Origin of the sequence: Lentimicrobium sp. S6, from assembly GCF_013166635.1 — a bacterium.
Lineage (GTDB): Bacteria > Bacteroidota > Bacteroidia > Bacteroidales > UBA12170 > UBA12170.
Genome location: NZ_JABKBZ010000008.1, coordinates 1 through 25769 on the forward strand (window position 1 = coordinate 1; position 25769 = coordinate 25769).

The 25769-nt window shown below is 34.5% G+C and carries 19 protein-coding genes and 1 pseudogene; 7 read left to right on the plus strand and 13 right to left on the minus strand.

From position 1 onward, the window contains the following. Positions 1–103, plus strand: a pseudogene (locus HNS40_RS23075) (DDE transposase); the annotation flags it as partial. Between the two features lie 264 nt (positions 104–367). Here the strand turns inward: HNS40_RS23075 and HNS40_RS04735 are convergent. Both HNS40_RS04735 and ercA read right to left on the minus strand, forming a co-directional pair. Next, positions 368–1552, minus strand: coding sequence for a PAS domain-containing sensor histidine kinase (locus HNS40_RS04735; RefSeq protein ID WP_172278201.1), 1185 nt, complete (start codon positions 1550–1552; stop codon positions 368–370). 1 nt (position 1553) lies between these two features. Beyond that, positions 1554–2726, minus strand: a complete 1173-nt coding sequence (ercA, locus tag HNS40_RS04740; protein WP_172278203.1) for an alcohol dehydrogenase-like regulatory protein ErcA — start codon at positions 2724–2726, stop codon at positions 1554–1556. Positions 2727–2913: 187 nt separating this feature from the next. On the opposite strand from ercA, the gene HNS40_RS04745 reads away from it, so the two are divergent. Continuing rightward, positions 2914–4539 (plus strand): aryl-sulfate sulfotransferase, encoded by a 1626-nt coding sequence (locus HNS40_RS04745; protein WP_172278205.1) that lies wholly within the window; start codon positions 2914–2916, stop codon positions 4537–4539. A 6-nt stretch (positions 4540–4545) separates the two neighbouring features. Here HNS40_RS04745 and HNS40_RS04750 read toward each other — a convergent pair whose 3' ends face one another. From HNS40_RS04750 to HNS40_RS04765, 4 genes are all read right to left on the minus strand, one after another. Next, the gene (locus HNS40_RS04750) at positions 4546–5808 is read right to left on the minus strand and encodes a DmsC/YnfH family molybdoenzyme membrane anchor subunit (RefSeq protein ID WP_172278207.1); all 1263 of its coding nucleotides are present in this window, start codon (positions 5806–5808) and stop codon (positions 4546–4548) included. Beyond that, positions 5805–7844 (minus strand): molybdopterin-dependent oxidoreductase, encoded by a 2040-nt coding sequence (locus tag HNS40_RS04755; protein ID WP_172278209.1) that lies wholly within the window; start codon positions 7842–7844, stop codon positions 5805–5807. Before HNS40_RS04755 ends, HNS40_RS04750 begins: the two co-directional genes overlap by 4 nt. 138 nt (positions 7845–7982) lie before the next feature. Then, positions 7983–8312, minus strand: a complete 330-nt coding sequence (locus HNS40_RS04760; RefSeq protein WP_172278211.1) for a hypothetical protein — start codon at positions 8310–8312, stop codon at positions 7983–7985. Between the two features lie 187 nt (positions 8313–8499). Further along, positions 8500–8859, minus strand: a complete 360-nt coding sequence (locus HNS40_RS04765) for a nuclear transport factor 2 family protein (RefSeq protein ID WP_172278213.1) — start codon at positions 8857–8859, stop codon at positions 8500–8502. Between the two features lie 138 nt (positions 8860–8997). Here HNS40_RS04765 and HNS40_RS04770 point away from each other — a divergent pair, with 138 nt between their 5' ends. Continuing rightward, positions 8998–10428, plus strand: a complete 1431-nt coding sequence (locus HNS40_RS04770) for an SDR family oxidoreductase (protein WP_172278215.1) — start codon at positions 8998–9000, stop codon at positions 10426–10428. 88 nt (positions 10429–10516) lie between these two features. Here the strand turns inward: HNS40_RS04770 and HNS40_RS04775 are convergent, their stop codons facing one another. From HNS40_RS04775 to HNS40_RS23660, 4 genes are all read right to left on the minus strand, one after another. After that, positions 10517–11143, minus strand: coding sequence for a chromophore lyase CpcT/CpeT (locus HNS40_RS04775; RefSeq protein ID WP_172278217.1), 627 nt, complete (start codon positions 11141–11143; stop codon positions 10517–10519). A gap of 212 nt (positions 11144–11355) precedes the next feature. Then, positions 11356–13119, minus strand: a complete 1764-nt coding sequence (locus tag HNS40_RS04780; protein WP_172278219.1) for a long-chain fatty acid--CoA ligase — start codon at positions 13117–13119, stop codon at positions 11356–11358. Positions 13120–13491: 372 nt separating this feature from the next. After that, positions 13492–14055, minus strand: coding sequence for an archaeosortase/exosortase family protein (locus HNS40_RS04785; RefSeq protein WP_172278221.1), 564 nt, complete (start codon positions 14053–14055; stop codon positions 13492–13494). A gap of 60 nt (positions 14056–14115) precedes the next feature. Beyond that, complete coding sequence (locus tag HNS40_RS23660; protein WP_172278223.1) at positions 14116–15999, minus strand: OmpA family protein; 1884 nt, start codon at positions 15997–15999, stop codon at positions 14116–14118. A 165-nt stretch (positions 16000–16164) separates the two neighbouring features. On the opposite strand from HNS40_RS23660, the gene HNS40_RS04795 reads away from it, so the two are divergent. After that, complete coding sequence (locus tag HNS40_RS04795) at positions 16165–17142, plus strand: tRNA-dihydrouridine synthase family protein (protein WP_172278225.1); 978 nt, start codon at positions 16165–16167, stop codon at positions 17140–17142. Between the two features lie 31 nt (positions 17143–17173). On the opposite strand, the gene HNS40_RS04800 is transcribed toward HNS40_RS04795, so the two are convergent. Next, a complete protein-coding gene (locus tag HNS40_RS04800; RefSeq protein ID WP_216664154.1) occupies positions 17174–18616 on the minus strand; it encodes a M17 family metallopeptidase in 1443 nt (480 codons plus the stop codon). 125 nt (positions 18617–18741) lie between these two features. On the opposite strand from HNS40_RS04800, the gene frr reads away from it, so the two are divergent. From frr to HNS40_RS04815, 3 genes are all read left to right on the plus strand, one after another. Beyond that, on the plus strand, positions 18742–19305 hold the full coding sequence (gene frr, locus HNS40_RS04805; RefSeq protein WP_172278227.1) for a ribosome recycling factor: 564 nt from the start codon (positions 18742–18744) through the stop codon (positions 19303–19305). Positions 19306–19373: 68 nt separating this feature from the next. Beyond that, positions 19374–19985 carry a fumarylacetoacetate hydrolase family protein gene (locus HNS40_RS04810; protein ID WP_172278229.1) on the plus strand — a complete coding sequence of 204 codons (612 nt, stop codon included), beginning with the start codon at positions 19374–19376 and terminating at the stop codon, positions 19983–19985. A gap of 138 nt (positions 19986–20123) precedes the next feature. Then, complete coding sequence (locus HNS40_RS04815; protein ID WP_172278231.1) at positions 20124–21701, plus strand: peptide chain release factor 3; 1578 nt, start codon at positions 20124–20126, stop codon at positions 21699–21701. A gap of 19 nt (positions 21702–21720) precedes the next feature. On the opposite strand, the gene HNS40_RS04820 is transcribed toward HNS40_RS04815, so the two are convergent. Both HNS40_RS04820 and HNS40_RS04825 read right to left on the minus strand, forming a co-directional pair. Beyond that, positions 21721–23151: an ATP-binding protein gene (locus tag HNS40_RS04820; RefSeq protein ID WP_172278233.1), complete on the minus strand. Its 1431-nt coding sequence runs from the start codon at positions 23149–23151 to the stop codon at positions 21721–21723. Positions 23152–23273: 122 nt separating this feature from the next. Continuing rightward, positions 23274–25733 (minus strand): T9SS type A sorting domain-containing protein, encoded by a 2460-nt coding sequence (locus tag HNS40_RS04825; protein ID WP_172278235.1) that lies wholly within the window; start codon positions 25731–25733, stop codon positions 23274–23276. Positions 25734–25769: the final 36 nt, after the last annotated feature.

Consider the following 25769-nt stretch of genomic DNA (forward strand, 5'->3'; position numbering starts at 1 on the left):
TGCGGAATCTTTCAATGCTAAAATAAAGCTTTTTAGATCTAACCTCAGAGGCGTTACGGATGTATCGTTTTTCCTCTTTAGATTATCAAAGCTTTTTTCGTAGTCCCCATAAAAATTAACTTGACCCAAAAGATTCAGTAAAATGATTAGGTTAAAAATTTGATATTCTATTATCATTTGATTTTTGAAACTGAAATCTGATTTTTTTTCTCCTCATGGGTAGGAACGATGCTATTCGCACGGATGAACGTAGTGATAATCATAGCATCGTCATTAACCGAAGCGTAAGATGAATGGGCAAAACAAAAAATCATTTATAATGGGCAACTACAGTAAATTTACATTGGACTGATTAGTAACAATAGTTTCAACCCATTAATAATTCAAAATAGAAACTAGCCCCTTTTTGAGGTTCTGATTTTATTTTAATTTCGCTCCCCATTAGATTTGCATAGGCTTGTGCTATACAAAGTCCTAAACCGGTACCTTCTCTAGCTTCGCTATCTTCAATATCTGCTTGAATAAACCTTTCGAAAATGGCTTTTTGTCTTTTTAATGGTATTCCAATTCCGCTGTCATTTATATAGAAATGAATTTGATTATTCTTTTGGGAGCATCCCATTTCTATCCACCCTTGGTCAGTATATTTTATGGAATTCATTAACAAGTTACTTAAAATAGTGATTAGTTTCTCTCTATCTGAAGTGACAAAGAGTTGGTTTTGGGGAGGAGTATACTTGAATTTTAAATTTTTTTGTGCTATTTTATCATTAAAAGAAAGATAAAGTTGGTTGAATACCTCATTTATATTGAATTTACTAGGGTATAATTTGAGTTGATTAGATTCTATTTGTGAGACAGTAATGATATTATTAAGCGTACTTAGCATTCTTTTACTGCTTCTTAATATCACAGAAAGAAAGGTGTTTTTTTCTTTGTCATCAAGATTTTTATCCTTGAGTAATTCTGCAAAACCTACAATCCCATTCATAGGTGTTCGAATCTCATGGCTAATATTTGCAAGGAATGCAGATTTAAGTCTGTCGTTTTCTTCAGCTTTTTCTTTGGCTTTGATCAATTCTTCCTCATAAATAACCCTATCCTTAAAATCTCTTAATACTGCTACAAGAGCATCTTGATTATCCCAAATGGTTTTGTTTATTGAAATTTGGAGAGATATTTTTTTATTAGTTTTGACTTGACTTCCTCTCCATTCAATTATTTGAGGCTGTCCGTTTAATGCTTTTCCCCATGTTTTATTTAAGGGTTCGGTTAAGTTATCCGAAGGGATATGTAGTAAATTCACCGATTTAATGTCGCCATCATCAATATTTAAAAGCTTCTGGGCGGGTTTATTTATCGAAAGTATTTTCCCATTGAGTTTGTGAATGATTATACCATCAATTGTGTTTTGAAAAATAGTTTCGAGGTTTTTCTTTGCAGATTCCAGTTCCTCTAACTTTTGCTGTAATTCAGGATAATAACTTTTCTTAAAAGAGTCTTCCCCTAATCCAATAATCTTTTTCCTATTTTCTTCCCAAGAGTTTGGCATATTACATGGCTTCTTTTAATATTTGATTGAAATCATCTTGAACTGGAGACCTTGGGTTAGTTGCATTGCATGGATCCAATATTGCTTTTGAGGAAAGGACCGGAATGATGTCTACACTCACTCCTTTATCCTTGAGCTTTGAATCAATACCAAGTTTATGGTTTAAACTAAAAATCTCTTTGATAAGTTGAGTTTTGCATTCTTTGGTATTTAATCCATGATTATTAATTCCCATTAAAGATGCAATATCTTTATATTTATGCTCTGAGTACGAGAAATTATAATCGATTATATGAGGTAATAAAATGGCATTGCATTCACCATGGGGTAAATCTAAATATCCACCTAAGCTATGGGCTAAAGAATGCAAACTTCCCAAACTTGCATTTGAAAATGCTAGACCAGCATACATACTGGCTAACATGATTTTTCCTCGAGCTTGAATATTATGGGGTTCATTAATACTTAATTCAATATTAGCAGCAATCAGGCTGATGCCTTCTCTGGCATAAAGGTCAGTAAAAGCTGAACTGGCATTGCTCACGTAAGCTTCAATGGCATGAGTGAGGGCATCTATGCCGGTACATGCAGTGAGGAAATGATCCATACTCGTTAGAACTATAGGGTCAATTAATGCCACATCCGGTACAATTGCTTTGCTGATGATAGCCATTTTATACTTTTCTGTAGTATTATTGATAATTGTAAATTGAGAAACGTCGGCAGAGCTTCCTCCTGTAGTTGGGATGCAGATTAATGGAGGAATTGAGTTGTATATTCTGTCCACACCTTCAAAAGCATTAATATTCTTATTATTGGTGGTCACAATGCCAATAGCTTTGGCACAATCCATTACACTGCCACCGCCCAGAGCTAATATAAGATTACAATTGTTTTCTAGATAAAGATCCTTTCCTTCTGCTACTTCATAATCTCTTGGATTTGGAGATACTCTGGAAAAAACAATGAAATGAATATGTTGATTCTTCAAAGAAGTAGTTGTTTCTTCAAACCATGGAGTAGATAATAAACCTGCATCGGTGACTAGAAGGACTTTTTTGGCACCATGCTTCAGGCAGTAGTTAGCTGCAAGTTTTCTAGCATCTATGCCAAATATATATTCAGGAGCGACAAATTTTCGTAGCTCTAATTCAATATGATTTTGATTTTTCATTTTTCCCCTAAAAAGAAATACTTATGAATAAAGGTAAGGAATTTTTTTACTTAAATTAAGTGTTTTTTTAGTTCTAATAAAAAATGCATGATTAATCTCTAATTAATTCAATATATAGAGCAATATATAGGCTTTGTTTCGTATTAAAATATATTTTTGTGCAAACATTTATCATAAACTTACACAAATGAATAATTATACTGAAATTAATCAGAAATTGGCTTTTATCTTTCTATTTCTAATTACATTCTTTTTAGGGAATAACCTGAAGGCACAAGATGAAACCATAGGCCTTCTGCATTTTGATGAAAATGCTTCTGAAGGTTATATTTTAATTACACCCAAGAAGAATACATCTTCCTATTTAATAAATAATTGTGGTGAATTAATAAATGAATGGATATTTTCAGAAACCCCAGGAGCAACTTGTTATTTATTAGAAAATGGCAATCTGTTAAGAGCAGGAAAGGATTCATTGGAAATTAGAGATTGGGAGAGTAATTTAGTTTGGTCCTATCCAACCACTGCTAATGGGATTAACCAACATCATGATATAGAGCCATTGCCAAATGGTAATATCTTATGCGTAGCCGGTGTGAATTTTACAAAAGATGAAATTGTAGCTCTTGGTAGGGATCCTGAAAATACTTCAGATTCATTTAGGATGGATAGAATTGTTGAATTAGAGCCTGTTGGTTCACATGAGGCCAATTTGGTTTGGGAATGGAGATTCCAAGACCATCTAGTTCAAGAGTTTGATGAGACAAAACCAAATTATGGATTAGTGATTGAACATCCTGGATTAGTTGACTTGAATTATATTAATAGTAATCAAGCAGACTTTACTCATGTAAATGCTATTGATTATAATGATGAACTTGATCAGATTATTATATCACCACGTCATTTAAATGAAATTTTGATCATCGATCATAGTACCACTACTGAAGAAGCAGCTGGTCATACTGGTGGTAACTCAGGAATAGGTGGAGACTTGATGTGGCGATGGGGAAATCCAGCGGGCTATCAACAAGGAACAGAAGCTGATCAGAAATTGTTTCTACAGCATGACAGCAAATGGGTTGAAGATGGATACCTTGATGAAGGAAAAATTTCGGTGTTTAATAATGGAGGTGATCAAAGTGGTTTATTTAGTTATGTTCATCTTTTAGTTCCTACATTTACTGATGGTGCTTATGTAAAAGAATCAAATGTCTTTCTTCCTGTGGATTATGATTGGTCTTGGAATGGAATTATCTTAGGAGATACTGTTCAGGAACCAAGTCAGTCTGGGGTGATGTGTTTACCAAATGGGAATGTTATAATATGTGAATCCTCAAAAGGACAATTGACAGAGATAACTAAATCTGGAGAGCATTTGATGACTTATGTTAATCCTTCTGGATCTGAAATTTACAACCAATTTGATGTAATTGAAAATAAGGATAACTTAATATTTAGAGCAGAGAAGTATCCTACAGATCATCCAGCATTTGAAGGAAGAGATATGAGCCCAATTGGAATCATAGAGGATGTAAATGCAAACTCAGATTTGTGTACAACTCTACAATCTAGTCAAGAACTTAAGAACGATTATACTGAAATTGTGAATCCTGTGATAGGGAATCGTCTTCAATTTGTGAAGCAAGTATTAAATACACATGTTCTTATTACTGATATTAATGGGAGAGTAGTTTTTGAAAAAGAAAATTTTAGTGGCAATAGCTTGATGATAAATCTATTGCCATCTCTTTATCTTCTTGAACTGAAAAAGGGTAACGAAAGAGAAATATTGAAGTTAATTATTCAATAACCTTTCTTAATCCAAGTCTTTGTAAAACATAAATCTATCTAATAATTCTCCAATAGAAAAGGATATAAATATAGTCCAGAATGGAGTTCCTAAGAAAAGGAAGATAATTGCTAAATCTATCATCCCCCAGCGTACTAATATTAGCGTATTTAGTTTTTGAGGAGGCTTATTAGATAGCATAGGGTATAATTGGATACCTATTCTAATTAAGATAAGTGCCAATAGAAGCCAATAGAAGTGTAGGAGCAAAAGCAGTAAAGAAGTTGTGATAAATATGCTTTGTCCAGAATGAAATGGGATTTTCCACTTTTCTTGCACTGGTTGATAAAGCATATCTATGGATAGTAAAGTCAAGGCTCCTGGAATGAGAACTACAAAATAGTTTAAATCGAAAAAGAAGAAATTTATAGTTAAAGCTACAAAATAGATGGCAAAGAAGAAGATTTCTCTGCTGAGCCATGATTGCTTGATATTTAATATAGCACGCCACATCCTTAGCTTTTTACCCAGATGTAAACTGCTTAAAGTTGCACCAATAATGGCTACAATCATCATGCTCCATTTTAACCAATCAGGGGATTGCATTCCAACCCCTACTGCTGTGAATGCTACTAAAACCGACACGATAAAGGTAAAAACCAGTAGCGGCCATTCTTCTTTTGCATGGACTCGTTTTACTATTTTTCCCTCAACTACTAAATCTTCTTTTTCAAAGAGGCTCATGTCCATTTCCGGGCCCTCCTCGTTTTCTAATTCTTTTATTTGAATAGAAGGATATGGGTTTTTAGCAACTGAAATACTAGGTAGAATCTTCTTTTTATCTATTTCTTCAAAGGAAAAGTCTAATGCATTGGTTGGACAAGAAGTGGCACAAGCAGGAGCCTGATTATCCAATAATCGGCTTTCACAAAAATGGCATTTTTCGACAATTCCAATTTGAGAATTGAATTTAGGCGCATTATAAGGACATTGCCAAATACAATATTGGCAACCAATACAATGTTCTGGTTTATGAATTATGCCACCAGTTAAGAGGCTTTTTGTATAGGCTAAGGCTGGGCAGTTTCTCATGCAATGTGCATCTTCGCAATGATTACATGCCAAGGATATGTGAAATAAAGGAATCTTAGGTAGTTTTGCTTCATTCTCTGTGATGATATTTCGCCATTGTTGCTTGGATTGAAATCCATTTTCATTCATGCAGCCAATCACACAAGCTTGACAGCCAACACATCGGTTTTTATCGAATATGAAATAATTGCTGTTCATATCTTTTCCACCTCCACCATATTATCATGAAAAGCAGTACCGTGGCCCATATCTGTTTCTCTACCTTTTGAAAGTAGGTTAGGACTTCCGCCTTCGCTATTCCAATATCCATTGACCATGACCACATTCCCAGGTCTTAGACTGTGATCGAATCGAATTTTTATAATGACTTCTCCACGTAGATTCCATACTTTGACCTGTTCATCTTGTTTTATTCCTCTTGCTCGGGCATCTTTTGGGCTCATCACCAAAATAGGCTCAGGATCTAATACATTAATACTTTCCAAATTGCCAAATTGTGAATGAATTCTGTTTTTAGTATTGGGACTCATCAGGCTTAAAGGAAATTGGTGATTTGCTTTTTTCTGGCCTTCCTCTAATCTTTCATAAGTAGGTAAATGAGGAACTTCCCATTTATTAAAAGCTTGTTGTGAAAATAGTTCTATTTTTCCTGATGGCGTATTGAATTTCATATCCTCGAAAGCAATTTCTTCTAATCCTGGGGCTAATACTGGACCTTCTTTAAGTTTCTCAAATGTCAATTCATCAAAAGCTTCTAATTCTTTGTTCAAATATTTTTCAATGGCTTCATCATTAGGTTCAGGGAAATGTTTTTTGATGTCCTCCTCAGAAAAACCTAACTTTTGAGCCAAGAGATAATAGATTTCTGTTTCTGGTTTTACTTCACCAGCAGGCTCCATTACCTTTTGTTTTAATTGAACGTATGGATTCCAATAGGAACCAATAATATCGCTTTGTTCAAACATATTTTTGGCAGGGAGGATGAGGTCGGCTTCCAATGCAGTATCAGTTAAAAATTGTTCCACAACTACCACAAAATCCAGGTTTTTAAATGCAGCAATAGTTTTATTGGAATCTGGGTTTTGTGTAATTGGATTTCCTCTCTCTACCCAAGCCATTTTTAATTCTGGATTCTTTTGTTCCATCATCTTTTCGCCTAAAAGAGCCGTTGGAATGCTTCTCCTAAAGGGTTGGTCAGCTTCAGAGGGAAAATAGTTGACAGGTTCTTTCACTTTGTCAAACACATAGGATTGTAAATTGGCATAATGCCAACAAGCACCTTTTTTACCAATATTTCCTGTGATGATGGATAAAGCCAAAATACAACGGGTGCTTTGTCCGCCATTGGTATAACGCTGCATTCCATAGCCAGGGACTAAAGTCATGGGTTGAATGTTTCCCATCAGATCGGCCAGCTTTTCGATGAGATAAATGGGGATGCCACATTCTTGGCTAGCTTGTTCCAAATTAATTTCTTCTAGGCTTTTCATAAACTCAGGGAAGCCTAAGGTCTGTTTTTCTATAAAATCAATATCATGATTTCCCCTTGCAATGATTATTTTTGCTACTGCTAAAGCAAGAATCCCATCAGTTCCAGGAATGGGTTGAAGTAATAAATCAGCCCGTTCAGAAGAAGGCGTTCGGCGAGGGTCTATAACAATTAGTTTGGCTCCTTTCCTTTGCGCTTTTTCTATGGGTAACATTTGGTGTATATTACTTTCGGCTGGATTTTTGCCCCAAAGTACAATGAGTTTAGCATTTTCTATATCCCAAGGCGCATTATGTTTATTTTCGCCTAAAGTTAATCGAGAAGCTTCTAATCCTGCTGGCCAACATAAGTTTCCATAAACTGTGGTTGTCCCTCCAAATAATCTCCAAAAATCACTACTTACAGCATTTAGCATACCAGACATTCCGCTTGCTGCATAGAACAAGATGGAATGACTACCATAATTAGCTTTATAATGATTTAATTTTTCTACTATTTTGTCAAGAGCTTCTTCCCACGAAATCCGAGTAAATGTACCATCTTTCTTACGAAGAGGGTAGAGGATTCTATCTTTAGAATGGGCTCTTTCTTTATAGGCCAAACCTTTTAAACAAGGACCTTCGGAAGTTGCTAAGTTGAGTATTTGAGGATCTATACTAAATATGGTTTGATCTTCGATCTTTACAATGAAAGAGCAAGTGCTATAGCAGTTTCGTGGACAAGCTGTATGAAAGGTTTTTATCATCAATTGTACTTCTCAAAAATATTTCGATATAAATATAGAAATTATTCTGCGGACAGTGATTAGAAAATAATTACAGAGGGAATAATATGTATCGCTTGAAAATAAGCAATTAGAGAGCAAGTTAACCTAAAGGATGATTTACGCAAAATGATCTTTATCCATTTCAAAATCTTCTACTTCGCCATGTTTATCTTCGAATTGGTCTTTTTTAGCATCTTTCAGGTAACCATCGTCATCATAATCATCGTCATCGAGAATCATTTGGATGGCTTTTCTAACTGACATGCGTACCATATAGTATTTATCGTCGCCTTCAAATGGCAGAGCGCTTACCGTTTCGTTATGTCGATTTTTAAATTCGATTAAATAATCGCTAAAACCTTCTGGATAAGTTAGTTTTATTTTTTCCTGAACATCGGTAGGCAATTTTTCAAAATCTGTAATCACTTTTAATTTGCTCTGACTCATAACTCTATTTTAAAGATGGTTGTAATAGTATTTACCTTTCTTATACAATTGATGCTGTAAGGCCTTGGACAAAAATAATAGATTATGCTAGGCTTTAGCAAATGAAAGGAGATTTTTTTTAATAATTTTTAATATTCAGTATATGAGATAGATAGAGTGTTTTTTCAATTGGTATAAGATAGGAATTTTAAGGAGGGATAGGTAGATCATGCAATCGTAAGAGGCTTAATTTGTCCCAATATCCCCTTTGGAATTTTATTTTTTCATTTGCAATATGGAAGAATCCACAACCTCTTAAACCAAGAGGATCTTTCCATTCCAAAATAGCCCATTCACCATCTTCAAATATATTCTCGACAATACAAGTCATATCGGTAGCAGAAAATCCCTCTTTAAACATGTTTTCTATAGCTTTTTGTCCAACAATTGGTTCTTGATTAACTTGATGGTTGATGGCATTAGGGGTGTAGAGGTTAGTTATTTCTTTATAGTCTCCTGTGTTAAATATATCTACCCAATGTTGTACTATTTGCTTAGGTGTTTTCATAGGAAATGATTTAAAATATGTAAAGAATTTATGAATTTCCTGTGATATTCTTTATTACAAGGACCATTGTTATGTGATGAACATTTCTTTTTTTAGTATCTTTAAGCGATAAGGATTTAATAATCAACAATTAAGTGGATGAGAGTGCTGCTGACAGGGGTAACTGGTTATGTTGGGAAGAGGCTATTGGTAGTACTTATCGATATGGGTTTTGATGTTGTTTGTGCGGTCCGGGATAAGCGTCGTTTAAAAGTAAGTGTCAATATTTTGAATAAGATTGAAATTGTTGAAGTTGATTTCCTGAATAATGAATCCTTGAAATCAATACCATCCAATATAGATGCAGCTTATTATTTAATACATTCTATGGCATCATCTACAAAGAAATTCTCTGAATTAGAGTCAGCGTGTGCACGGAATTTTAAAGATTATATGAATGAGATTCAAGTGAAGCAAGTGATTTATCTAAGTGGACTAATCACCAAGCAGGAAGATACGTCAGAGCATTTAGCTTCACGCAAAAATGTAGAAGATATTTTACTATCAGGGAATTATAAATCAACAGTTCTACGTGCTGGTATTATTGTAGGTTCTGGAAGTGCATCTTTTGAAATTATCCGAGATATTGTGGAGAAATTACCTATTATGGTTACTCCTAAATGGGTTTTGACGAAATCACAACCTATCGCTATTCGTGATATCGTTACTTATCTTTCCAGAGTTCTTTTTAATGAGGCTTGTATGAATCATAGCTATGATATTGGGGGTCCTGAGGTACTTACCTATAAAGATATGTTGCTACAATATGCAGATGCAAGAGGCTTGGACCGGAGAATAATTACGCTACCGATAATGACACCTAAAGTTTCTTCGTTTTGGTTATATTTCATTACATCAACATCTTACCGTTTGGCCACTAACTTGGTCCAAAGCATGAAATATGAAGTGGTTTGTCAGAATACAGAATTAGAAAAATTATTGTCTATTAAGCCCATTAGTTATCGAAAAGCCATTGAATATGCTTTTTTAAATATTAAACAAAACATGGTCACTTCCAGTTGGAAAGATTCTATACATGATGAACAATTGAGCCATAAGCTTTCAGAATTTATTGAAGTTCCTGCCTATGGTTGCTATGTTGATAGAAAATCGATTAAAGTTGAACAAATAGAGGAGGTCATGAATAATATTTGGTCGATAGGAGGAGAGAAAGGTTGGTATTATGCCACTTGGCTTTGGGAGCTACGAGGCCATTTTGATAAGTTATTGGGCGGTGTGGGTTTAGGAAGAGGCAGAAAGCATCCCACTCAGGTTTTTCAAGGTGAATCTATTGATTTTTGGAGAGTTCTAGTTAGCAATAGAGAAGAAAGAAGACTTTTGTTATACGCAGAAATGAAGCTACCAGGGGAGGCCTGGATGGAGTTTAAAATAGATAAGGATGATATTTTACATCAGGTAGCTACTTTTAGGCCCAAAGGGGTTCTAGGTAGAGCTTATTGGGGAATGACAATGCCCTTTCATTTTTTCATATTTAATGGAATGATTCGTAATATTGCTAAAGTTGGGTAGTATTTCTACGATTAATTTTTGTAAAAAAAAGAGGACTGCTATATAAGCAGTCCTCAATAAAAACTCTCATCTATTCTAACTCACTCTATTAATCTATTTGTTTCTTAACAAATTTATAGCCACCTGAAGTTGCTCCCCAAACCTGTTCTTTCTTATTGTTCCAACCTTGGTCCCAACTATATAATAATTCTGGACTGATCTCCACAATACTAGTAGCATAGTTTGCTTCTCCCCATGAATTTTTACATGCCCCTTCTTCTGTACTTCCAGCAAAAACTCCATCTTTATATATTAAGGTTAATGCGCATCCTTCTAAAGCTGTTAGGCTATCCGATGTGATCTCATTGAATATCTCTGTGTTTAAATGACCTCCAATATATTTTTTTGGATTTGGCATGGTCATTATGCTTGATGTGAAAGTGGTATCATCTATTTTTTGCAAATGATAAACTCTTTGACGATAAGGTTTACCTGGTGTCCAAGCAGCCGTTTGTTCAACATATAGCCAAGCACCATCTTTGTTTTGAGGCCAAATTTGTTTCATATCTAGAGTAATATGAAGGAAATTGGTGTCAGCTTCTGATTGTGCTAATGAAGAATAAGCGCCTTCCATATAGCTGACTAATTTGGGTAGATCGGCTGTTTCTTTTTGAGCTTGAACTTGAAAAGCTGATAAAAAGATTAAAATAGCTAAGGCTAGTTGTGAAAATTTCATATTCGTTTTTAGTTTTGTAATAATAATTTTGTATTCATCTAGAAATGATGGTCAAATATAGATTGTTTGCCTCAGTTACTAGATGTTAATGAATAAGAAATAGTGATATACTTAATTGTAGTTCCTATATAACCATGAGTTTTTAGTGGGAATTGGAAAAAACGATAAATAAATGTGATATACAAAGAAGAAGACTTTTTAGCTTTCTAAGTTTATTGATACATGCTATCAATCAATTTATGATATTGCTGAGTAACTTGTTTCCTTTTTATTTTCAAAGTATTAGTTAAAGCATTATTTTCAATGCTAAAAGCTTCTGGCATGATGATGAAATTTTTAATTTGCTCATAGCCATCCAAACCCTTTTGTTCCTGATTAATCAGCTCTTTATAGAATTCATATACTCTTGGACTTTCAGCAATTTCTTTTCCATTTTTTCCAACAATATCCAATTCTTTTTCTTTAGACTTTAAGGTTTCGTAGGCAGGAATAATTAAGGCAGAAACAAATTTTCTATTGTCACCTATCACCACAATTTGTTCAACGAATTTATTGGTGCCAATTAAAAGTTCCAATTTCTGGGGAGAAATATATTTTCCTCCAGAAGTTTTCATCATGTCTTTAATACGATCGGTCATAATAAAATAGTTATCTTCATTTATATAACCTTGGTCGCCAGATTTGAAAGTTTTGCCTTGTAGAACTTTGGCAGTCTCCTCGGGTTTTCTGTAGTATCCTTTGAAAATGGTATCTCCCGTGATGATGATTTCATCGTTTTCGCTAATTTCTACTTTTGTTTCTGGCATTACAGAACCGCAAGTGTTAAGGTCATATTTATCAGAACGCATACAAGCTACGGTTGCTGTAGTTTCTGTAGCACCATATCCATAATTCACAAAAAGACCAATTGCATGGAAAAAATTAAGCAGTTCTGGCCGAATAGCTGCACCAGCACAAGGAGTCATTCTAAGTTGGCTTCCGAAAATACTATTGAGCTTGTTCAGTACTAATTTCTTGGCAATTTTATGTTGTAATGAAAGAGGGAATGCTGCTTTTTTCGGACCAATGGTTTTATGACCTATTGCTATAGACCAATCGAAAATTTTTTGTTTGGTTGGACTCCAACGAAGGTATTCTTCATAGATTCCATCATAGGTTTTCTCAAAAAATCGGGGAACCACACACATAACAGTTGGGTTAACTATTGGTAATGCTTCTATTACTTTCCTAGGGTTAGATAAGAAGGTGTTTGATGCACCGCAGTATATAAGAAAGAATGTCCAGGCGCGTTCAAAAATATGACTCAGTGGGAGGAAAGCTAAAGAGGAGTCAGATTCAGAAATATCTAATCTTTCATGATTTATTTTAAAGCTAGTCATGAAATTCAAATGGCTTAACATGACACCTTTAGGTTCTCCTGTAGTTCCAGAAGTATAAATAATAGAAGCAATATCCTCTGAGGAGGCTGCTTTTAATAAATTATCAACTTTTGATTCATCATTTTGGGTTCCAAGTTGGCAAAAGTCAGTCCAAGTCATTACGGACTGATGCTTCTTCTTGATTTCTGAAAAGCTAATAATCGTTTTTAGAGCTGTTTTATCGAGCAGTGAAATGGCTTTCTCTAATTGGCCTTCATCATCCACAAACATCAATTCCATTTGGGTCTCATCAACTATATATTTCAGTTGTTCTTTATTGCTGGTGGCATAGAAAGGAACCACGATAGCCCTAATGTTTAGAATACCAATATCAGCCAATGTCCATTCAGGTTTATTATTCCCAAATATTCCAACTTTAGAATTCTGTCCATATCCTAAAGATACCAGAGCTCGTGAAACTTGTTTTGTCGTTTTTATTAACTCGTCTGCACTAATACTTTCAAGTTGATTAGATTCCTCCGAAAAACTTTTTAGTACTGCTCTACCTTTATAATTCTGCACTCTATCGAGCACCATATGCGAAATATGATCGATCATTCTATATATTTTAATGACTAGGTCAATAAGTAATGTGCTGTAGGATTTGTATTACCGTATTGAAATCCATTATGTTATGCAGATTATATTGTCCAATTAATAAGAGCGCTAAAGTAGGTTTAATTTTTCGATTCTTTATATCGCCTTTACCTGTATTTTACAACTGCTAAAAGGCTGTATTACTGATGACTAATTCAATGATGTATATTGAAACCTTTCCAAAACGCTTTAAAAGTTAGAGATTTGGAAAAATAAGTATAATGAACACGCTTTTTGATAGTTCAAGTTTAGAACTCATCACCAATCTACTAGAATTGGATAGTCTTTTTGAGGCTAATGATTAGAAGTTTTAATTGAAGAATTGAAATGATATTATTTATTCCTAATTTTCTCCACCCAATAAACCCAAAGGCTAAAGATAATCACATAGAAGAATGGGCGGAATAAGTAATCGTGGCTGAATTTCCAATAATCGGGAACAGCAACTAGAACTACTGCAAGTCCAATAATTCGGAATAAATTGGTCAGGTGAACGATAAAAATACCTAGAGGAATATACCATAGTTTATGTTTCCAAGGGCCAGGGAAAATCATCATCAGTAAGGCGAATTGTATCATTTGTTTTAAGCCTGAGCATCCATGATTAATGGCAATATATCCTTCGTTGGCCCAATACATGGTTCTGTCCACAGTTGTGATTTCCATCCCCAAAACATGTTGAATAAACCAAGAACTCTCCACAAATACTCTTTCAGAAAGATGGTCGTGCATAGCAGCCAAAGTTTCAGTAAAAGGGTAGTATTGCTGGGTTACCCAGTATCGGTATGTATAATGAATTACCAAAGTAATAAGGATAAAAAGGGCCACATCAACAATGGGTTCTAACTTCTTTTCTTCTACAAATGCTTTAAACTTTGAATAGTAACTTGGGGTCATAATTAATAAATTTGATGCTAAAGTAGGGAAAACTTTTTGATGGATTTTGATTTTTTTTGGCTATTGTTTTTTTATAACGAATACAGTTCTTCTGTTTTTTGCTCTTCCTCTATAAGTTTCATTGCTCGAAATAGGCTTCGATTCTCCATATCCATTGGCCGATAATCTTGAACTAGGTATGCCTTGTTCCACTAGGTATTGGTAAACTGCTTTAGCTCTTTTGTCTGATAATACTAAATTGGTCTCCTCTTGTCCCACATTATCAGTATGTCCTTGAATCTCTACTATAATATTATCATTATCAATTAAGAATTCTAAAAACTCATCAATAATACGTTTGGCATCTTTGTTGAGTTCAGAGGAATTGGTGACAAAGTGAATATCATCAATATTATAAGCTTCGCCAACTTTTATTTCTTTCACTTTTAAATCTACTGTTTTAGGCTGATTGAGGGTGGTATCTTCAACACTTAAATATCTTGAAGAATAGACATAGCCTTCTTGTTTTACCGTAAGAACTTGGTCTTCTTTAAAAAGAATGGCAGCCACATATTTACCTGTGTTAGCATTTACAGGTATTTCTGTAATGGCTTTAGTTTGCATGTTCTTAAGTTGAACTCGCGCCCTGATAGGTTCGGAATTGTTTTCTACTTCAATTTCACCTTTAACTAAAAGCACTTTTTGTGGACGAGCTTCTTCATAGAGGGGAAATGAATATAAATTCCATTTATAATTAGCATCTAATCTATTAGAGGCATAATAGCCATGACGGCCATCGGTACTTGCAAAGAAACCTAAATCATCATCAAAAGAATTGATAGGGTAACCTATGTTTTTGGGTTCTTGCCAAACTCCATTTTCATCTTGTCTACTGAAATAAATATCATAGCCTCCAAGTCCTTTTTGGCCATCGGTGGAATAGTAAAGTGTCTGACTATCGGTGTGAATAAATGGTGATTTTTCATTCCCAGAAGTATTAACGGGTGCACCTACATTTTCTGGATGACTCCATTCTCCTTCTTCATCTTTTCTAATTTGATAGATATCATAACCTCCCAATCCTCCTTCTCTATTGCTTGCAAAAAATATAGTCATTCCATCAGAAGTTACACTGGGTTGTGATTCCCATGAATCAGGATTATTAATATGTTCGCCTAGGCTTTCAATATTGCTCCAATATCCTTTATCGAAAAAGCTATGGTATAAATCGCAATTTAAATAATTGGTTTTTGGATCGCGAATACATACTGTATAATAAAGGCTATTATTATCAATGGTAAGGGTAGCAGCACCTTCATTTTCTACTTTATTGAAAGGATATTCCATTTCCCATCCTTGCTCAAATTTTCCGTTTTCGTTTCTTAAGCTGAAAGTGAAAACTTCCTTATCCACCAATTGCTCGGTTAAGCCTCGGCTGATATAGTGTTTCTGACGGCGGGTAAAAAGTGCAAACTCATTATCTGGAGAAATAATAGGAAGGTACTCATCTTCTTTGGTAGAAATCCCTTCAACTTTTTTAGGCTCGAAGGGCACTGGATGCTCTAACAGTTCTTGAGTGGCTTTTGCATATTCTAAATAATTCTTGGCTTCAAAATAATCGTCATCGGTTTTAATTAAATCCACATCTTTTAAAAAGAATTGAAATCGCTCAACAGATTTTTTAAAATCTTTAGCACCATAATATATCTTACCTAAATAGAAATGTGAGTAAATGACGCTGTCCATGCAAAGGTTTACAGATTTTTCTAGATATTTTTTAGCTGTATTTATATTGGGACTTGAATTCTCGATATAGAAAATCCCAAGCGACATTTGAGCTTTGGCATAATCAGGGACTTCTTTGCTGAGTTGAAACATGATTTTTCTAGCCTCATTATAATTTTTGGCTTCATGATATTCCCAAGCTTTCTGATAGCTTTTTAGTTCTTTTTTTGATAGTTCCACCTCGCAAGATTGGCCAAAAGCATTTGATATAGCCAATGATAGAAGCATCAGATAAATAAAAAAGTTGATATTTTTTTTGAAGTGATTCATTTAAGGTAAAACGAAATATTCATTCAATATTATTATAAATTTGTAGCTGTAAATACAAACTTAATTTGTGAAGCTATGATTTTATATTTGGCACCTTTGCAAGGTTATACTGAGGCTTATTTTAGAAATGCTTATAGTAAGTATTTCGACAGCTTCGATCATAGTATAGCGCCATTTATTCCTGCCGGTAAAGGCGATTCCATTAAGGCTTCTCGTATTAAGGATCTACTGCACGAAAATAATGATAAAATGCCGGTTGACCCACAAATAATTGGGAAATATGCACCGGAGTTTATTCCGCTCGCGAATCACTTATACCATTATGGGTATAAAACGCTGAATATTAATATGGGATGCCCCATTAAAAGCATTGCTCATAAGATGCGTGGTTCAGGTATGATTGCTTATCCTGAGGTAGTTGAAATGCTTTTGGAGAAGTTGTTTGAGGAGGTTCAAAACGAAATTTCAGTAAAAATTCGCTTGGGTTATTATAAAAAGGAAGAATTGGAAGTCCTCATGCCCTTATTAAATAAGTTTCCATTAAAAGAATTGATTGTACATCCGCGATTAGGAGTTGATATGTACAGTATAGATCCAGATTTGGATGCTTTTGAATGGTGTTTGAAAAACTCAAGTAATCCTCTAGTTTATAGTGGCGACATATTTACGGTACAAAACATGAATGATTTGCAGGCACAATTTCCAAAACAAGAAAAGTGGATGATAGGGAGAGGTGTTATTTATGATTTGTTTCTTCCACATCAAATTAAGCATGGAGAAATTTCAAAATTCGACAAGCAAGAATTGTTTGGTGCATTCCACCAAAAGCTACAAGATGAGGTTATAAAATATAGGCGGAGACCTAAGAATCAACTCAATAAAATGAAAGAATATTGGGGATACTTTTCACGACAATTTGAGAATTTTAATGAGATTCACTATAAAATAACTAGATGTAGTTCCTTGGAGGAATTTGAGGAATTGAGTCAGAAAGTGTTACGAGAAGAAAAATGGCGCGACCAACCTATTATTGATCACACCATGTCTGAGTAAAGCCACAAAGAAATGGTATTATGGTATTTCCTTATTTCTTCGCCAATCCCTTAGCAAAATCAAAAAGCAATCTTACACCAACTCCACTGCCACCAACTCCACGATAGTTAAATTTCTTGGTATTGAAAGCCGGCCCAGCAATATCTAAATGAATATAAGGGTAGTCGGTAAATTTTTCTAGGAATTTACCTGCTGTGATGGCTCCACCTTCTGCTCCACCTAAATGAACCATGTCTGCAATCTCAGATTTTAACTGCTCAGCATATTCATCCCAGAATGGAAATTCTACAATGCGCTCCCCCGTTTTTTCTCCACTTTCTTTTAAGTTAGTCATGTGCTCACCATATTTAGAACCCATGGCTACAACGCCAAGGTTTCCAATGGCACGAGCAGCTGCACCAGTTAATGTAGCTAAATCTATTACCAATGATGGATTGAATTTCTTGGCATAAGACAAGGCATCAGCTAAAATCATTCTGCCTTCTGCATCTGTATTAATAACTTCCACAGTTTGTCCATCGAACATAGTAATGACATCACCACTGGCATAAGCATTTCCGCCAGGACGGTTATCGGTGGCAGGGATTAAAGCCATAATATAAAGAGGAAGCTTGGCTTTAGCGATGGCGAAAGCAACACCTGCTGCAGCAGCGGCACCACCCATGTCACATTTCATGGTATTCATGAATTCGCCAGTTTTAATATTTAAGCCTCCAGTATCATAAACCACACCTTTTCCTACAAAAACAACGGGTTGCTCATTAATTGCATTTTCAGGTTTGTACTCGAAGATGGTAAATGTTGGTGGGTCTATACTGCCTTTGTTAACGGCTAAAAGGCCACCCATTTTTAAAGCTTCAATCTTATTCTTATTTAGAATGTCGATTTTGGCGCCAGCATCTTCGGCCATAGCTTTAATTTCATTGGCTAAACCTTCTGCATTTAAATAATTTACTGGCTGATTAACCAAAGTACGAGCCATAAGAGTAGCTTCAAGTACCACATTTAATTCATTGACATCCTCTTGATTTATTTCAGCATTAATCAGATGAATAGTTTCAAGATATCGAATCACTTTCTCTTTTTGGGTTTTATAAGCCACAAAACTATAGTTACTTAAGACCATACCTTCTGCAAATGCAGAAATTTGGGCTTTATTTAATCTTTTTGCTATAATATAAACCTCTTGTGATTTTCTATTTTGAAGGCAATTAATCAAACTATCCCCCATCTTTCTAAGTGCTTCTAGAGTGTGGTTGGGGTTTTCTTTTTCTTCCACCAATTCAATATAAATCTGATGTGAAAGTCTGTCGAAAGAAAATTTCTTCTTCTCATTTTCAGTGAACTGCATGGTCAGATGCTCCAATTCTTCCGAAGAAATAGGAAGCTGATCGTTGAGTTCAGATTTTTTAATGAGGAAGATGCTGGTGCTTTGTTCAGCAATATTGTTTTGTTTGTTGAGAATAGTAAACATATGAAACAGGTTTTTATGAAGAGCAAAAGTACAAATAATGCTTTGTTTTCTGATATATCATTGAATTCTATATGTGGTTTCAAAAATATATTTTATTTTTGTCTGAAAATATAAACATCACAACTATGTTAGAGGAAGCAAAAATGATCTTGGAAGATGCTAAAGAAGGTATGGAATCTTCACTTGAACACTTGGATAAAGAGTTTTTAAAAATTAGGACAGGAAAAGCAAATCCATCTATGTTATTGGGTGTGAAGGCCGAGTTTTATGGAACCTTAACTCCCATAGAGCAAATGGCGAATATTAATACTCCTGACCCCAGACAAATAGTTGTACAGCCATGGGACAAAAGTACTTTGCATACTATTGAAAAAGCTATCCTTAATTCTAACTTAGGTTTTAATCCTCAAAATGATGGCGAAATTATTCGTATTGCTGTTCCACCATTGACTACAGAGAGAAGAAGAGATTTAGTGAAAAAAGCAAAAGGGGAAGGTGAAGATACTAAAGTGGGAATTAGAAATATCAGGAGGTCTGCTAATGATATGGCTAAAGGTCTAAAGGATGAAGGATATTCTGAGGATATGGTTTCTAATTTAGAATCAGATATTCAAGAATTAACTGATAAATACATCAAAAAAGTAGATGAGCTTTTTGCAGAGAAGGAAATTGACATCACTACTATTTAATTAAAGATAAAAATCTAAAAGCCATTTCCTTTGTTAAGGAAGTGGCTTTTTTCATAAATATAAGCTCCATGAAAGTCATTTGTATCGGTAGAAATTATATCAACCACGCTAAAGAATTAAATAATCCTATTCCGTCTAAACCAGTTTTCTTTATGAAGCCAGATACGGCCGTTTTAAGAAAGAACCTCCCTTTTTTCTATCCAGAATTTACTCAAGATTTACATCATGAAGTGGAGATTGTGGTTCGAATTAGTAAAATAGGAAAGTATATACAAGAGGAATTTGCCCATAAACATTATGATGAAATTGGATTAGGAATTGATTTTACTGCTCGTGATCTGCAGAATGAACAAAAGAAAAAGGGATTGCCTTGGGAAATTGCCAAAGCATTTGACAGTTCAGCTCCTATTGGAGATTTTATTCCCAAATCAGAATTAGGAGATTTAAATAAACTATCTCTAAGCATGAAAAAAAATGAGGAGACTGTCCAATCAGGATCATCCGCGGATATGATTTTCACTATCGATAAAATCATTGCTTATGTTTCTCAGTTTGTGAGTTTGAAAATTGGTGATTTAATCTTTACCGGAACACCAGAAGGAGTAGGGCCAGTAAAAATTGGTGATCGACTTACAGGATTTCTCAACGATAAAGAAATGTTCTCTTTTGAAGTGAAATAAAATACCTATATGCAAGTCTTGCAAGCATTGATAAATGGTAAGATGTCTAATTTCTTTATGGACATTTAAAATCTTCGAGCTTCAAGCTTCGCACTTCCATTCCAAAAACCTATCTTTGCGCCCACTAAAAAATATTCGATGGGCTTAATACAAGAAATAGGAAGAAGAAGGACATTTGCCATTATCTCGCATCCCGATGCTGGAAAAACAACGCTTACTGAGAAGTTGCTACTTTATGGTGGGGCTATTCAGGTAGCAGGTGCTGTAAAATCTAATAAGATTAAAAAGACAGCGACTTCCGATTTCATGGAGATTGAAAAGCAAAGAGGTATTTCTGTGGCTACTTCAGTTATGGGATTTGATTATAAAGGCTTCAAAATTAATATTCTTGATACTCCTGGTCATAAAGATTTCCAAGAAGATACCTATAGAACCTTAACTGCTGCCGATAGTGTTATAGTTGTTGTAGATGTGGCGAAAGGGGTAGAGCCTCAAACTGAAAAGTTGGTGGAGGTTTGTCGGATGAGAAAGATCCCTATTATTGTATTTATCAATAAGCTCGATAGACATGGTAAAGATGCATTTGAGTTATTGGACGAGATTGAGCAAAAACTACATATCAATGTGACTCCTCTGAGTTGGCCTATTAATATGGGTCCTGATTTTAAGGGTGTTTATAGTATCTTTGAAGATAAATTAAACCTTTTTACTCCCAGCAAGCAATATGTGGAGGAGTATGTTGAAGTGGATGGTTTAGAAGATTCGAAGCTGGATGAAATAGTAGGTAGCTTTGAAGCAGATACTTTAAGGGAAGATATGGAAATGGTAACTGGGGTTTATCCCAAATTCCAAAGAGAAACCTATTTAGATGGAGATATTTCACCCGTATTTTTTGGTAGTGCATTAAATAATTTTGGTGTAATGGAACTGTTAAACTGTTTTGTCGATATTGCTCCCAATCCACTTCCATATGAAACTGAAGAAAGGGTAGTAAAACCAGAGGAGGATAAGTTTACAGGATTTGTGTTTAAGATCCATGCTAATCTCGACCCCAATCATCGCGATAGAATTGCTTTTGTTCGTGTGACTTCTGGAGTATTCCGTCGTAATGTTTTCTATAAGCATGTTCGCCTTGATAAAAAAGTGAGATTTTCGAGTCCAACAGCCTTTATGGCCGAAAAAAAATCGGTAATTGATGAGGTGTACCCTGGTGATATCGTTGGTTTACATGATACAGGAAGCTTTAAAATTGGTGATAGTCTCACTGAAGGAGAAGTTCTGAATTTCAAAGGAATTCCTAGTTTCTCACCCGAGCTCTTTAAGTATATTGAGAACGATGATCCTATGAAGTCTAAACAATTGGCCAAAGGTATAGACCAGTTGATGGATGAAGGAGTGGCCCAGCTTTTTGTTGGAAAAACTTCTACCAGAAAAATTATTGGAACCGTTGGAGCTTTGCAGTTTGAAGTCATCCAGTATAGATTATTGCATGAGTACGGTGCAAAATGTAGATATGAGCATATCACTTTATATAAAACGGCTTGGATAACCAGCGATAATAAAGCTGCCTTAGATGATTTTGTGAAGAGAAAAGGTTCTAGCTTAGCAGTAGATAAGGAAGGAAGACTCGTATTTCTGGCTGAATCTCGTTATTCTCTTGACCTAGCGATGAGTAAATATAAAGACATTAACTTTCATTTTACTTCTGAGTTTTAGTGGATAGCCTCCTCCTTTTTTAAGTTTCGGGTAGGAATAGGGCATCCATCTTAATATCATTTTGAACTAAACCTAATGAATGTTGGTTTTCTAGGATTCCATAGGTGGTGAGCATGCATAAGAATACAGATTTTCTAGTAGAGGTTTCAGTTTTAAAAAGACCGATTTTGTTTCTTAGTTCGCTGGCATATTTTTTTGTAATGGTATAGGGGTTTATAGAGAATTTTACTTCACATAAATTAATCACCTGATCCCTTCTGTCTATGACTAAATCAATTTGAGCACCATTATCAGAACTCATACTTCTCCATGATGAAACTTCAGAGTACACACCACTAATTCCTAGTTTTTGTTTAATCTGAGGAATGTGTTGAAGGCAAATTTGCTCATAAGTATAGCCACTCCAAGCCCGATATTTAGGAGAGTCAATTGTGTTTATCCAATTGTTTTTATCTATTGCATTCGAGTCTTTAATGAATCTCAAATAAAACATTGAATAAAAGTCAACCAGCTGATATAAGCTATTTCTAAACTTCTTCCCAAAAGGTTGGTATTTTCTAATAAACCCGCTCTGTTCTAGTTCATCTAATACACGAGTTGTACTTCCTGCATTAGGTAAATCAGATAGTTTTACAATTTCATCTCGGGTTAAGCCCATGGCTTTTTTAGCCATCACCGAAATGATTTTGACATGGTTTTCAGATTTTTTAAATAATGAACGAAATAAGTTATTGAATTCATTCCTTAGTAGGCCTGTTTCTGAAAAACACACTTCTTCTATATTTTGAAAGGCACTTTTCCCAGCTTGGATTTCATCCCAATAAAATGGTATCCCTCCTATTGACATATACAATTGAATGATTTGATACCTATCTAATTCTATAGTTCTATTTTTTAAATACTTCTCACATTCGAATAAATTGAATGGATTTAATTTAATAGTTTTTGTAATTCTATTGTGAAGACCTCCTTTGTTATTGATAAGTTTATTTACCATCCATGAGGTTGCAGATCCGCAAACAATTAAAATAACATCATTGCGTGCAGAAGCCCAACTATTCCAGAAATGCTCTAATCCTTGAATAAATTTTGAATTTCTGGTATCAAACCATGGTAATTCATCAATGAATATGACTTTTTTCCCAATTTTGGTTTCCAAAAAATCGATTAGTTGTGCGAAGGCTGTTATCCAGTCTTCTGCTAAATTGATGGTTTCATTGTTTTTTTGATGTGTATTTATGGTTAGGTTGAAGTTTGCTAATTGAAGTTTGCTTGAAGTATTAGCTAAACCTGTTATTTGAAAGGTAAACTTATTCTCAAAAGCAGATCTTATTAGATAGGTTTTGCCAACTCTTCTTCTTCCATAAACAGCAATAAATTCTGACTTATGTGAATGATAAAGCTTATCGAGTAAGCTAAGTTCTTTTTCTCTTCCTACAATTTCACCCATGAGACTTTATTTGGCTATAAATATATAAAAAATTATAGTTGTAGCCAAATAGAATTCTAAATATGGCTATAAGTCTTCTAAATACATTGTTTATAGCCAAATTAAAAAATGTAATCTTGATTTTATAAGGGAATTACAAATTTCTCGGCTAGTAATCTGCTATCCAATTTTATTTGCAGAACATAAGTTCCTGCTTCTATGTTAAGAGGCTGTTCTGTTTGCGTGAAATTTGCTCTACTAAATGAGGATACTCGTCTACCCATCATATCGAAAATACTAAATTCAGCTTGTTTGATGTATTCTTCACTATTGATGACTATTGCTTGATTAGCGTAAAATGCTATAATCTTAGCCTCCTCCATTTCATTGATAAAGTCAGGCTTTTTAGTGGATTTCAGCTTCTTCAAAATCCTAAACCCAGATTCTTCCTCTTCAGCATCTAGTTCATAAATCCAACTGGGCATTTCAAATTCATCAATATTGTAGATGCTATCCATAGTTACATCTACTTGTCTTAAAAAGCCAGCATCATCTCCATAATGTCGGCAAACATTCACAGCAAAGGCATCTCCATTGTTATTATAATCAGCTATGAATGAATATTTTGTTCCGTTTGCTTTAGAATTACCAGAGTTTAAGGTTCTCATTTCAAGTGTAGATAAATCAAAACTCACCGTTTTTCTATAAGCAATATCCCACTTCGAATAGTACAACTTCTCAATGAATTCTCCGACTAACAAATGCTCTGCTGTTATAACAAAATTGAAATTAATTGAACTATAATCATAACCTGAATAATCACCTTTATAATCTTTCAAATTGGCAACAATACTCATTTCTTGTGACGGTATATTAAAATTCATCAATACAGCACTATCTGTAGCTCTTGCTTGACAGAGTAGGTTGTTCTCATCCATTAGAAGCATTTGGTCAATTTCTAAATTTCCAAATGGAACTAATTCCTCAATTTCGTGACTTGAAATATGGTACCGTTCCATCTTTTGCGTAGAATTATTTGCTCTAATTAAACTAGAACCTGATTCTCTAAGCCATTTGTTTTTATAATGATAAGGGCTGAATCCTTCTTCAGAAACATATTCTAACTGTTTGGTTTCTGGATTGTACAAGAAGCTTTTTTCAGAAACACCATAATAAAATCCCAAAACTTTATTTTCAGAAGTAGTAAACACCTGACTTGCCTTTGTTGCATCGGGAAATTCGTCCACTATATTCATTAGCTTTTGATACGCTTTAGTTTCTGGATTAAACTGATATAATGTACCGCCACCATAATATGGCTCGTAGGTATTACCACCTTTACTTGTAATCCCAATGATTCCGCCATTCTCTAACTGTGTAAAATCGGTTGGATAAAAGCCCCCATAAACATTGGGGTTCATACTTATTGTTTTCAGGTTTTGATATGTAAAACTTTCATTATCGATTTTATATATATGACGGTGAATATTAGTATCTATAGTACTAAACATTCCCAATATGGCTCCATCTGGAGCTAAACTTAATGCGCTTTTGGTTTCAAAATTGCTTTCAGGTAAATAAGAATATACCAAATCTATTTCATTTGTTAATGTGTTATAAGAAAAAACCCCGCCAAAGTCATGGGCCCCACCATCAACGCTATTCCCAAATATTTTTTGTTCATCATCAATTACTAAATTCCCAATTAAACTATTTCCAACCTCTTCTGGAATAGGAGCTAAAATTTCGAAAATAGAATTTGATGGGTCATAAGAAAACATATAAAATCGGTTATCCTTTGGCACTAGTTTTCCTGCACCATATAATTTCCCACCTGAATCCATTACGAATCCTTTTAACCAGTTTATTCCAGAATGATATTCTAAGGAATCATTAGTATAGATAAATTCTTCATTATAACTATCTGTATCCAAATCATAGGAATCAATAAAAAAGCTCATCTTTCCATCTATAACGAGAGATGCCATAGAGTATAATTTATGATTATCTGCTATAATTCTTCCAACCCTTGAACGAATCGGCTTTTCTTGTTCAGCAAGCACACTTGTTTCATAGGAGTTTAAATACACAGCGGTAAGTTGCTCTGTTGCTCCATTTACCCGCCAAGTTAAAAGCTCATTATCATTTATTGGGTTAATGATAGGATTACGAAAGAATATATTCAAATCTATTTTTTCATATTCAAGGGTAGATACATTCATTTTATACGAGCGTGTATCCCCTTCATTATTTGCTCTATAATAACAATAGCCCTGTTGGTCATAAAAAAAACTCCCAAGCAAAGCCCCAGGTGGACTTACTGTCTGATAATCACCTGTTTCAATATTATACTTGAACACCCGTTCTCCTGTGCAACCAATATAGTCATTAGTATTCCCAATTTGAGTCATTGGATTACCTCTATATGGAAGAACATATCGCATAAATCGGTGCTGGATTTCGATTTCTTGACTGGCACTATCAATACTAAATAATATGCCACCATTATCAGAACCTGCGAAATGTTTTACACCCCATATCTCAGTTTGTGAGAAAAGGCTAAGACTTACAATAAATAAAACAAAAATGAAGATGCGTTTCATGATTTTATTTTTACGTTTGATATATAACGTAAATGT